The organism is Oceanospirillum maris DSM 6286, assembly GCF_000422865.1.
Lineage (GTDB): Bacteria > Pseudomonadota > Gammaproteobacteria > Pseudomonadales > Halomonadaceae > Oceanospirillum > Oceanospirillum maris.
Window position 1 is genome coordinate 250,329 of record NZ_AUGW01000007.1, and the last position, 12,513, is coordinate 262,841.

At 47.0% G+C, this 12,513-nt stretch carries 9 protein-coding genes; 5 read left to right on the top strand and 4 right to left on the bottom strand.

Annotation, left to right across the window (positions count from 1 at the left end; genetic code table 11):
• Positions 1 to 42: 42 nt before the first annotated feature.
• Positions 43 to 921, top strand: a complete 879-nt coding sequence (locus G517_RS17505) for an SDR family oxidoreductase (RefSeq protein WP_036590129.1) — start codon at positions 43 to 45, stop codon at positions 919 to 921.
• An 83-nt stretch (positions 922 to 1,004) separates the two neighbouring features.
• On the opposite strand, the gene G517_RS0102715 is transcribed toward G517_RS17505, so the two are convergent.
• From G517_RS0102715 to gmk, 4 genes are all read right to left on the bottom strand, one after another.
• Complete coding sequence (locus tag G517_RS0102715; protein WP_028303123.1) at positions 1,005 to 1,391, bottom strand: RidA family protein; 387 nt, start codon at positions 1,389 to 1,391, stop codon at positions 1,005 to 1,007.
• Between the two features lie 38 nt (positions 1,392 to 1,429).
• Entirely contained in the window at positions 1,430 to 3,586 is a 2,157-nt protein-coding gene (gene spoT / locus G517_RS0102720) for a bifunctional GTP diphosphokinase/guanosine-3',5'-bis pyrophosphate 3'-pyrophosphohydrolase (protein WP_028303124.1), read from the bottom strand.
• 74 nt (positions 3,587 to 3,660) lie between these two features.
• Positions 3,661 to 3,903 carry a DNA-directed RNA polymerase subunit omega gene (gene rpoZ / locus G517_RS0102730; protein ID WP_028303125.1) on the bottom strand — a complete coding sequence of 81 codons (243 nt, stop codon included), beginning with the start codon at positions 3,901 to 3,903 and terminating at the stop codon, positions 3,661 to 3,663.
• A gap of 121 nt (positions 3,904 to 4,024) precedes the next feature.
• Positions 4,025 to 4,663 (bottom strand): guanylate kinase, encoded by a 639-nt coding sequence (gene gmk, locus G517_RS0102735; protein ID WP_028303126.1) that lies wholly within the window; start codon positions 4,661 to 4,663, stop codon positions 4,025 to 4,027.
• A gap of 332 nt (positions 4,664 to 4,995) precedes the next feature.
• Here gmk and G517_RS17510 point away from each other — a divergent pair, with 332 nt between their 5' ends.
• From G517_RS17510 to G517_RS0102755, 4 genes are all read left to right on the top strand, one after another.
• Positions 4,996 to 6,810, top strand: coding sequence for a sensor domain-containing diguanylate cyclase (locus G517_RS17510; protein ID WP_211224221.1), 1,815 nt, complete (start codon positions 4,996 to 4,998; stop codon positions 6,808 to 6,810).
• Positions 6,811 to 6,888: 78 nt separating this feature from the next.
• Positions 6,889 to 10,653, top strand: coding sequence for an ATP-binding protein (locus G517_RS17515; protein ID WP_084632027.1), 3,765 nt, complete (start codon positions 6,889 to 6,891; stop codon positions 10,651 to 10,653).
• The gene (locus G517_RS0102750; protein WP_028303127.1) at positions 10,650 to 11,270 is read left to right on the top strand and encodes a condensin complex protein MksE; all 621 of its coding nucleotides are present in this window, start codon (positions 10,650 to 10,652) and stop codon (positions 11,268 to 11,270) included. The genes G517_RS17515 and G517_RS0102750 overlap by 4 nt, the downstream gene beginning before the upstream one ends.
• Positions 11,270 to 12,508, top strand: coding sequence for a hypothetical protein (locus tag G517_RS0102755; RefSeq protein ID WP_028303128.1), 1,239 nt, complete (start codon positions 11,270 to 11,272; stop codon positions 12,506 to 12,508). The genes G517_RS0102750 and G517_RS0102755 overlap by 1 nt, the downstream gene beginning before the upstream one ends.
• Positions 12,509 to 12,513: the final 5 nt, after the last annotated feature.

Sequence of the window (12,513 nt, forward strand, 5' to 3'; positions counted from 1 at the left end):
TGACCCTGTCTGATAATAGAGATTCCCGAGGAGAGAAGAAAGATGAGTGCTCAGGAGATTTTAATCGTAGGATGCGGTGATATCGGTAGTCGTACGGCTCTGAATTTAATACAGCAAGGCTATCAGGTTTACGGTGCACGTCGTAACCCTCAAAATCTACCGGAAGGGATCAAGCCAGTTGTGCTTGATGTTGCTGACCCAGAATCTTGGAAGCCTCTGCAACTCAAGCCGGATTATATTGTTTATTCAGTCGCCGCTGGAGGTTTTTCAGAAGAGCACTATCAAAAGGCTTATGCTGAAGGGATGAAGCAGATGTTGCAGTGGCTTAAAAAGCTAAAGCACACGCCCAAGCATATTCTCTTTGTCTCAAGCACCAGTGTTTATGGTCAAACGGAGGGGGAAACCGTTGATGAAACGTCTTTACCTCAGCCGTCAGGATTTGCCGGTAGCGTTATGCTTCAGGCTGAAGAAACTCTAAGGCGAAGTGGTTTAAGTCATAGCTGTGTGCGCTTTTCAGGTATCTATGGCCCCGGTCGAGATATGCTTATTCGGCAGGTGCGCCAAGGTCGTATTGCACCGGAAGTGCCGGTGAAATATACCAATCGGATTCATAGTGATGATTGTGCGGGTATTTTAGCGCACCTAATCGGTATGGCTGAGCAAGCGGATTCGGTTTATCTGGCGACGGACAAGGGCTCTGTACCCTTGTTTGAAGTGATGAGCTGGATGGCGGAATTATTGGAGGTCACACCCACTGAAGTGGTGGAATCCCCTACGCGCCGCCGTACCAGTAAAATCTGTGATAACCGTCTGTTGTTAAGCACCGGCTATGAATTTATCTACCCAACCTATCGCGAAGGTTATCGAGAGGCCTTGCTTGAGGTTAAAGCTCAAATGACAGCTGAAGCAGATAGCGTGTAACGGCTCCCCGCCCGATTGGGCGAGGGTACGTGGAGTTTGCTAAGGAGTAGGTAACCTAAGGCCGTACGCCTAAGGCAGTATGCCTAAGACAGTACTACGACACCTTCAATCTCAACCAAAGAACCTTTAGGCAGCTCTGAAATACCAACCGCAGCGCGGGCTGGGTAAGGCTGCTTAAAGAAACGCCCCATTACTTCGTTAACGGTGGCAAAGTTAGATAGATCGGTCAGGTAGATATTCAGTTTAACCACATCAGACAGCTGACCACCGGCGGCTTCAACCACCGCAGAGATGTTTTTGAACACCTGCTCGGTCTGCTCGGCGAAGTCATCGGAGATAATTTCCATCGTTTCAGGAACCAGTGGAATTTGACCAGACATATAAACGGTATCACCGGCTTTTACAGCCTGTGAATAAGTCCCGATGGCTGCAGGGGCTTTATCGGTGTGGATAACACTTTTGTTGCTCATTATTAATGCTCCATTTTTTACTTAAACAGTGACAAAGGCTAGCGGCGGGCGCGCATAATGCGATTAACATTAGATAGTGAACGAATACGACGCATAACGCGGGCAAGGTGAATACGGTTTGTGATGCTTATTTCAATATTAACCATGGTTAGGCGAGCATCCCGTTCTTCTGTTGTTATTTTCTCGATTCCGGCATCCGCTTCTGTAATTAAAGATGCTAAAGATGCGATAAAGCCCTTCTGGTGCTCAGCTTCAACACGAATCACAACAGTGAAATCACCGGATACTGTATCGGACCAGGCCATCGGAATGCAGCGATTGCTGTCATCACGAATATCAGTGATATTACGGCAAGTATCCATGTGGATCACAATACCGCGACCGCTACTAATATGGCCTACAACAGGATCACCAGGGATCGGGTGACAGCACCGAGCATAAGAGGTCACCATACCTTCGGTGCCGCTAATAGCCAGCTTGTTGTTGCTTTTAGCTGGGCTTGATTCTTGATCGGCAGAGTTACCTTCTTGGCCGATTAATGCACGGGCGACACTAAAGGCCATGCGATTACCTAAGCCAATAGCATCCAGCAGATCTTGTTCGGTGTCATACTGAAACTCTTTCAGCAGGGCTTCAGTCTGAGCTTTAGGTATATCGTCATATTGTTTATCAAAGGCATCGAGCGCTTTATTTAACAGGCGCTTACCCAGAGAAATGGATTCTGCCCGTTGCTGATTTTTCAGATAGTGCCGGATCGCACTACGGGCTTTAGCTGTTGCCACAAAGCTTAGCCACGCTAAATTAGGACGAGCGCTTGGGGCGGTAATAATTTCGATGGATTGCCCGCTCTCAATATGAGCACTTAATGGTGATAAACGTCGGTTAATACGGGCAGCAACACAGGAATTCCCTACATCGGTGTGTACCGCATAAGCAAAATCGACCGCCGTTGCACCAGAAGGTAGCTCCATAATGTCACCCTTGGGAGTGAAAACATAAACCTCATCAGGGAAGAGATCCATTTTCACATGCTCAATAAACTCTAACGAGTTACCGGCCCGTTGCTGCATTTCCAGCAGGCCTTTCACCCACTGGCGAGCACGGGCATGGCTGGCACCGGTCATGCCTTGGGTGCTGTTTTTCTGTTCTGATTGGTCTTTCTGGCCTGACTTATACAGCCAATGGGCAGCGATGCCGTTGTTGGCCATCGACTCCATCTCCCGAGTACGGATCTGAACTTCGATAGGAATACCGTTCATGCCGATCAGAGAGGTGTGTAGCGATTGATAGCCGTTAGCTTTTGGAATGGCGATATAATCTTTAAAACGACCGGGAACAGGTTTATAAAGATTATGAATTGCGCCTAAAATCCGGTAACAGGTATCAACTTTGTCGGTAACGATACGAAAACCGTAAACATCCATCACTTCAGAGAAAGATTTACGGCGGGCGCGCATTTTTCGATACAGGCTTAATAAATGTTTCTCACGCCCGAACACTTTGCCGTCTAATTCTTCGATATCAATACAGTCTTGTAATGCTGTTTTAATTTCACGAATAACAAGCTTACGATTACCACGTACCTTTTGAACCGCCCGTTTTAGGCGTTCGTAGCGCATAGGGTACATACCTTCAAAGCCGAGTTCTTCAAGCTCTGTCCGTATGGTATTAATCCCTAAGCGAGCCGCAATCGGAGAATAAATATCGAGGGTTTCGCGGGCAATGCGGCGCTTCTTGTCTGGGCGAAGCGCGCCCAAGGTGCGCATATTATGTAGACGGTCTGCCAGCTTAACCAAAATTACGCGAATATCTTTCGCCATGGCTAACGCCATTTTCTGAAAGTTTTCCGCTTGGGCAAGGGCTTTGTCTTCAAAATGAATCTGGGTCAACTTAGAGACACCATCAACCAAGTCAGCCACGGTATCACCGAACTGTTTGGCTAGGGCATCTTTTGTGACGGGGGTATCTTCGATCACGTCATGCAGCATGGCCGCCATCAAGCTTTGATGGTCTATGTGCATATTAGCAAGAATAGTCGCTACCGCCAGAGGATGAGTTACATAATGCTCACCACTGCGGCGGCGTTGACCATCGTGGGCCTGCTCGGCAAAAAAATACGCGCGGCGCACCTGCTGAATCTCTTCAGGTTTCAGGTAGCCCCGCATACGATCCACTAAGTCTTCAATAGTTGACACAGTTCAGCTCCTCAGCTTTTTTAGCCATTAGGGCCGCCGTAAAGGGTGTCTTCATCTGTGCCAACATAAGCGACTTACTCCTCGTCGTCACCTTGGAATTCACGACCGATTGCGTTGGCATCACGCAGCAGCTTACCAGTAACATGACCTTCTGCGATTTCACGCAGGGCCATAACGGTAGGCTTGTCGTTTTCCCATGGCAGCATAGGATCTTTACCGCCAGTGCTCAGTTGGTGAGCACGCTTACTGGCAACCATAACCAGTTCAAAGCGGTTTTCTACGTTTTCTAAACAATCTTCAACAGTGACGCGAGCCATTTGGTATCCCCAAATAAAATTTACAACCAGCAGAGAATCGCCCAGTTTACTGAATTACTGCTTTCTATGACAAGAGAACAATAGCAACCTTTGACAAGAACAGAGCAATGCTTAGGTCTGATTAAGACAAGAGATCTTTGATCAGAGCACTCTGTCGCAGTTGTTGATTCTTCAGTAGCTGGCGTTGAGCAATGATAACAGATCGCAGTTCATTTAAGGCGACTTCGAAGCGGTCATTAATGATGACATATTCATATTCGTCATAATGTGACATTTCACTGACCGCTTGAACCATTCGACCGGCGATAATCTCATCGGAATCTTGTCCACGGTTATCCAGCCGTTGCTGTAGCGCTTCTTTTGATGGCGGTAAAATAAAGATGCCAATGGCCTCTGGCATTAAAAGGCGAACTTGCTGCGCACCTTGCCAATCAATCTCTAAAATAATATCGGTGCCTGCGGCCAATTGCTCCGCTAGCCAAGGGCGAGATGTACCATAAAAATTACCGAAGACTTCGGCGTGTTCTAAAAATGCTTCTTCTTCCATCAAGGCTTTAAACTGCTCGACGGAGACAAAATTATAGTTCACACCATTTTCTTCACCGGGTCGTGGTGCGCGGGTCGTATGGGAAACCGACACTTTAATATGCTGAGTCTGTTCCAGTAGTGCTGTGACTAAGCTGGACTTACCTGCCCCAGAAGGCGCAGAAACAATATAAAGCGTACCTTGCGTGCTGTTTGGCTGGACTGCTTGAGACATTGCTGATTCCTAAAACCTGTATCTGAATAAGGATTTTATCGGTATTGAAGGATAGATGCGACTGTCTCTAGGGATCGTTAGACCATCATTTTACGACTTGCAGCCCAAGCCTTCAGACTTCGGTTGAAAGACAAGGTCATATATTGCTCATCTGGTGCTGGTATACTCAGTGGCTTAACTGTATTTTCAGATAAATTTAAAGCGAATTTGGCTACCACTCTCTAGACTCAAGCATTATTTAATGCCGCCTTAATTCAACATGAGCTCCATAAGTTAAGGTTTTTATGAAGAAGGTTCTCATGAGGGCATGTCTATACAACGGAATCATCGCTATGCAAGGATTATTAAAGTCATTCGTGCGAGCAACCACGGGATATGTGGCAGCGATTGTTTGGGCGGTATTACTATTCAATTCAGCATTTATGGTAACGGCTTTAGCTTCGACAAAAAACTCAGATATAAAACCGAGTGTTAATCAGGCTATTCAACCAATAGAAATTGGCGAAGATTGGAAGAGTTCTCTCAATTTTTCTATGGGTTATTTTGTTGATACCAATGAGTCTTTATCCTTTCAGCGGGTACAGCAGCAGAAATTTATACCGTCCAGCAATAAACTTTCTTTAGGGACGGGGGCAAAAACCACTTGGTCAAAAATTCTGCTAAAAAACACCAGCGCGCAGAAAAAAAGACTGTTCTTGCATCATCCTTATGCCTATCACAACCGTTTGATTACCCTATATGAAGTTGAGCAAGGCTCTTTGATTCGAGAGCAGGTACTTGACCTAGATTTAGCCGAAGATAGCCCTTTGATGTATCGCGGGAGTGCTATTTTTGAGTTTGAATTAGATATTGGCCAGAGCAAAACCTTATATGTAAAAGGGATTTCTTTCTCGCACCAGTGGTTTACTCTCTTACTGCTTGATGAGAATAGTTCTCGACGGGAGTTGATCGGCACCCATAACGATATTGCGCTGATGATTGGTATCCTACTGGCGTTAATTATTTATAATTTCTTGATCTATTTCTCCTCCAGCAAAAATGAAAATGTCTTCTATTCCCTTTACCTGATTTCTGGTGGTATTTGGATTGCGCTTTCCTACGGGTTATTAGCCAACTTTTTTAATATTTATGGGGCTGGCATTTTGCCCTTACACCTGTCCTTGATCGCTATGCCGATGTTTCTCATCCTTTTTATGATGGATATTTTTGAAACAGCCGAACACTACCCAATAGAGCATCGTTTTTTACAAGGCACCTTGCTGTTTTTGGGGCTCGATTTTTGTTATGGCCTATTTGATATTGTTAATGCTCTAAAACCTGCCAGTTCATTGGCGGCATTAATGATGCTGGTGACTATCTCTGTCAGCATCTCTTTAGTACGAAAAGGTCATCCCTTTGCAAAGTACTTCTTATTTGGTCATAGCTTATTCGTAGGATTCAGCACCATTGCCGTACTCTTCTATAAAGGCTTAATCGAGTTTAATTATATAACCAGCCACGGCGTTGGTATCGGCATTATGTTAGAAGCCCTAATGCTGGCGTTTATTATTTCTTATCGGATCAGAATGCTTGAGGAGATTAAGTCGTCACAGGATGAATTAAAGTTACTGGCCGTGACGGACTCTATGACTCAACTATATAATCGGCGTTATTTTTATACTGAAGCGAATTACCAGCTTAAACAGGCGCAAAAAGAAGCAACGCCTTTATCCCTAATGATTTTGGATATTGATCGATTCAAATTAGTGAATGATACCCACGGCCATCAAACCGGTGATCAGGTGATTATCGCCCTAGCAAATATTCTAAGAACCCATAGCCAAGAGGGTCATTTGATTGCGCGCTTTGGGGGTGAAGAATTTGTAATCCTGCTACCTAAGACTGCATTGCTGCAAGCTATGGATATTGCGGAGCAGATCAGGCAAACCGCTGAAAAGCATAAAGTCGTACTTTTAGATTCAGATAAACCCGACTTATATTTCACCGTAAGCGTAGGCGTTACCGAGATCAATACCGGCTCTGAAACGATGGAAACCGCGCTTAACCTAGCGGATATTGCCCTGTATGAGGCAAAAAATAGTGGCCGTAATCGTGTCCGTATGGCTCCGGCGCGACTGGATTTTCAAAAAGAAGAGCCGTTAGCTTAAAACCGTTAGCCCAGCCTTATTGTGTCCGAAAATATCATTTAAGCCGGCGCGACAGAACGATCACCAAAAGGATGCGACATGTCACAACTCCTCCGTATCATTCTTATCCACACCCATTTGCCCGGCGTTGTGGAAATACAGATGGATGAACACACCAATATTTGCGGTACCAATGCATCCGGGAAAACAACCTTACAACGTCTTGTGCCTGTCTTTTATGGCGAGCTGCCTAACCGTGTTGTGCCGAAAACCCGCAAGAAATTTGATGAGTTTTACCTACCCTACAGCAACAGCTATATCGTTTACGAATACTGTCGAGACAAAGGCGATATCTGCCAAGCCGTTTTAACAAAAAAAAGTGATGGCGGCCTTGAGTACCGTTTTGTTGGTATTCCCTACGATAGTGCGCATTACCTTCAAGAGGATGACAACGGTGGCGTTAAAGCTTACAGCTATGGTGACTGGTCCAGTATTATGCGGCATCAGGCGGCGGGGCAGTTCTCCGCTAAAATTGGTGCTACCAGTGAATACCGCAGTATTATTCAAAATGATGCTGCAGCCCTGCGGGGCAACAACGCTGAGAGCATTAAGCTACGCCGCTTAGCCGCCACTTTTAGTCTGGTTAGCGGCCATCATAAGTTACGTCATATTGAGAAGCTGGTTAGCGCGGTTCATGCCAAAGAAGGCAAAATGGACACGTTAAAGGCGATGTTAGCGGCTATTTTCGAGGAAGACGGCGTTACCCTGCCTACCACAAAAGTTAAAAATACCAAGGCCCGGGACTGGATTCTGCAAATGCGCCAGTCGATGAAGCTGGGTCAATTACAGCAGGATTTTGACCACCTGAAACAGACCGCCCAGCAGTTGGAAGGCGCGGAATCACAACTTGTGGCTCTGCAGCCATTATTACAAAACGATGAACAGGCTCAGAAACAGTCTCGGGCAGAAAGTGAAGAGACTCTACATGCCCTGCGTGGTGAGCTACAAAAACTGAAAGATCATTTTGATGATCAGCAATCAGACCTGAATAGCAGCCTGAGCAAAACAGAGTACGACCTAAAAGAAGCTACAGATCGCCTTGATCAGATGCAGAACCGCTACGATAGTTACGAAGCGCGAGATATGGCTAAGTTACAGCGGGATAGCGATGCTTTGCCGTTATCACGGGAGAATCTGCAAGAGCTGCAAGAGCAGTATCAACTAATGGCTGAACAGCATGGTGATCTGGAGCGTCAGTTAGATCTACGTAAAATTAAGCTCTCAGAGAGCCTTGAGCGCCTAAGCCAGCAGCATAGCGCCAAAGTAAAACAGCTTCAGTTACAAAAAGACCAAATTCGAGAAGCGCAGGACAACACCTTATCGGCACTGGATCAGCGTTTCCAAGGGCAGTTTCAAGCGCAGCAGCAGGGTTTCTCTGAGCAGGACGCCGAATACCGCAGCGCAATTGCGGTGCTGGAAAGTGAACTCACTCATTCACCATTAACTGATGCCGAACATCATGAGTTGCGTACTGCCGAAGCTCGATTAGAGCAGGCTCAAGCCCAAGCCCAGCAACATAGCCGCCAGTTACCGCGGGTGCAACAAGAGCTGCAACAGGCGAGAGAACGGCGGGATCAAGCGAATAAAAACCTTGAACAGCAGCGAAAACAAGCAAATCAAGCGGAACAAGCACGGCTGCAACTTCAGCGTCAATTAACCCCAGAGCACGGCAGTCTGCGCCACTTTTTACGTCAAAACTATCAAGGCTGGGAACAAAGCCTTGGTAAAGTTTTGGATGAAGCCCTGCTAGAGCGCCAAGACCTACAGCCCCATTTTAGCGTGTTAACCGATACTCTTTATGGCTTAAAACTAGAGTTGCATAATGTTGACGTGCCAGATTACGCTCAAGATGAAGAGGCGATTCAGCACCGTATTCAACAGGCAGAACAGCAGTTTGAAGAGGCCAATCGCCAGCGTGCTCATGGGGAAAAAGTACTAAAAGAGCAGCACGAACAGACCGAACTGATTCGCGCACAGCTTGAACAAGTGCAATGGCAGAGCACCGAACATGAGAGCAATATCGAATATGCTCGGGATGCCCGTGATCGACTAAAAGCGCAACAGCAGGAGCTAACGCTACAGCGTCAGGCTAAAACCCGTAGCGAGCTAGCAGAGCGAAAACAGCAGCTTGAAGCCTTAAAAAGCCAGCAGCAGCGTGACCTTCAAGGCATGAACGATGATCATCAAGCCCAGCGCATAGAGCTAAAGTCAGGGTGGCAATCGGAGCTACAAGCCATCGATGATCAAATTAGCGAACTGGAACATCAGCTTGCCCGTAAGCGGGATGAAAGCAAAGCCCAGCTAAAAGAATTACAACAGGCTTTTGATGAAGAATTAACCGCAAAGGGGATCGACCCTAAACGCCTGAGTGGCCTGAAACAACGCCAGCAGCAGCTTAGAAATGAGATTAAAGCCGTTGAAGATCGCCAAGATGAGCTAACAGGTTGGCAAAACTTTATGCAACTGGACTGGCAGCAGCGCCGCCCAGAGCTATTGGCACAGGAAACGCGGTTAAAACAGCGGCAGCGGGAACTGACACAAAAGCTGGCGCAGCTTAAAGATGACTTTACCCGAAACCGCAAAGCCCTGGATGAGCGCAAGGGCCAGCAGCAAGAACAGATCCAAAAAGCGGATGGATTGCTCAGCCAATTGCGACCTATTATTGCCAAACTGAATGAGCTAAGCCTTATCGGAGAGCCTTTTGTTGAACCTTTTGCAGAGCCCTTCACCCAGCCACTTGAATCAGCAGATCTTGCGGAGCGCTTGTCTCGGGCGAATGAAGCTCTTGATCAGCGCAGTAAACTGGATAGCGAATTAAGCCGCCGTCTTGATCTTTTTGAGGCGTTATTGAGCAAAGATGCCGGTAAAGAGTTTCTGGATCGGCTGGAACATGAAAAAAGTAAGTTGCCAGACTTTGCCAGTAAGCGCGAGCAACTGCCTATTTTGGCTGACCTACTGCATATCCTAAAAGATCAGCAGCAACAGCTATTAGAAATGGGTGAAAACATTGGCGGTGACCTGAAAAAGTTCTTCGCCGTGTTTAGCGATATTAATCGCCGTATTGCCCTACAAAGTCGGCGTTTAAGTGAGGCCGTCGCCGATGATCTTATACTGGAAGGCATCAGCCGGTCAGAAGTTCGCATATTATCGACCATTGACGAGCTTGGTTTTTGGCGACCACTTAAGCGCTTTGCCAAGCGGTTTGATGAATGGCAGCGCTCTGGAAAATCACTACCGACAGACGGGTATCTTAATGCTCTAGCGGATGTGGTTGAGTTGTTACGCTCCGATGAGCAATACACTATGGAGTCGCTGCTGCGTCTGGAGTTGCACCTGAGTGAAGGTGGTTCTGATCTGGTGATTAAAAACGACCGCCAGTTACTCGAATCCTCCAGCCACGGCATGGCCTATCTTATTTTGTGCAAGTATCTGCTGGCCTTTACCCGTTTGCTTAGAGGCGAAAGCGATGTAACGCTGCACTGGCCGATTGATGAAATTGGCACCTTGGCCTACCACAATGTCGAAAAGCTGTTCCAAGCCTGTAGCAGCAATCGTATTGTGATTGTTGGTGCGTTTCCAAACCCAGAATCCGACGTGTTAATGCTATTCCAGCATCGCTATCTGATTGAGCCAAACCAACAAGATCCCAGCAAACGACAACTTAAACGTATTCAGCCAAAAATTAGTCGCCTAGCCGAACGGTTGGCTGCCAAGCATTCCGATGCTGAAGCCAGCTTATCCGCTAGCCCATCATCAACAGCTGACCCATCATCAACGACCTTGCCGCAGGAGCCACGCAGATGATTGAACACGGCCCTTTACTCGAACGTCTATTAGCCGGTGACTTTATCTGTGAGATCAGTGATAGCGATGGGTTTCGTCACCTAAATAATGAACAAACACAGTTGGCAATTAACCATTATTTACGCCCGCTTAATCGCCGGATCGTTAGCAATGATGAGCGTAGTGTGTATTTTCTGGCCTACCACGAGCTAACCCCAGACGCGCGGGAGCACCTTAGTAGCCAGTTTGCTTTAACGGTACAGTCACTACTACCCGTACTAGAATGGTTGCAGCTAATACAGGAAACCCTAGGCCGTGATAGCGCTTTGACCGCAGGGGATACCATCAAGCTGCAAGAATTTGTACTGCGTACAGAAGATAACCAAAGCTTACGCCAACGCCTTAATACACTGGCAACCGATCGTTTTTTTAACAGCCAAAGTGAAGCGCTGGATCAACAGGTAAAACTGATTTTCCGTCGTCTTAAAGAGCATGGCTACTTGCGACAACCCCACGGTGATCGTCAATATTATATTGTTACCGGAAAAATCGATTATCTATTGGATATTATTCGCTTTATTCGAGATGAAGAACACCTTCCCGTGGATGATGCACCGGCCCAAGAGAGCCTGATCTAATGGCGGCATCAAAGACAGCACTAACCTCTAATCTCTTTGCCATTGGCGCTGATCGACTCGCCCTACTGGGCAAGCATCATAAGGCTCTGATGCAGGGTTATCTTGATGGATATATTGATGAAAGCGCCCTTGGCGATAGCGTCTTAAAAAAACTGATGGCCGCCCGTATTCTTTGGCGACCGGATGAACAGCAACCGCTGATGCTGCGCCCCTTAGTGAGTGAGCTAATCGCCAGTATGGTGGCGGATGAAAACCGCCGACAGGTTAACGCCGATGTGGCAGAAAAGCTGGAACAGATCCATAACCGCGTACAAGCCTATAAAGAAGCGCAGCACAAGGGCGATTACAGCATTGCCGAGACCCAGCTACAGCGCCTGACCGAACAAGTTCACGATATGAGCGGTCAGTTTGAAGAAGCAATCGACAGTCTTTGGAATCGCCTAAATAGTGATTTTGGTTTTGTCCGCAGCCTAAACGATAAAATCCGAGAGAATGAGCGCGCCCAGCAACAGCTGCGTCGCCTTCTAGATGGCCTAGAGCTTATCGACTTTAACACCCTGATAGAGCTGTCTGAAGGCAACAGTCATCTACGCAAACTGCTCGTTAGCCAACTGCAAAGCCAGCTTAGCTCCCATCACAGTAGTTTGTTAGAAGTACAGAAGCGCCTGATTGGGCTTTTGGCCAAATTTCGCCAGCAGCAATCACGATCATTATTAATTAATAACATGGTGGCCTATCTTCGTCAGCATCCCGCTTACCACCCTGCAGACTATCCCAATCGTGTGCAGGTTCCGGTACTGTTTAATCAAGCGGCTCATTTACAGCCTAAAGGCAGTATTGCCCTAGACCGCACCCATGAACGGCAAACCCTAGCGGAGCTGGTACACCATTTACCAAAGTCCGCTTCACTCAACCTGCCGGAACAGCACAGCGCCAACTTTGCCGAGCTATTTGTTAATGAAGAGATTGCCGCTCGTCAGCAAGCCTTAAAACAGGATGTGGAAAACTTTTATTTGCATGTTGTGGATAACAGCGCCCCCGTTAGCGCCCTAGGTTATCTAGAACAACAAGCCCTAACGTGGGATGGAGAAATCTGGCTGTATCAAATTATGGCAGACTACCAAGCACTACCCCGACATGAACAAAACATGTTCCGCCTGCGTAATGAAGAGAAACCCGTATCAGCGGCTAACCAACTGATGCTGATTCACGATATTTATATACAGCTACGGGCTTGATTTGG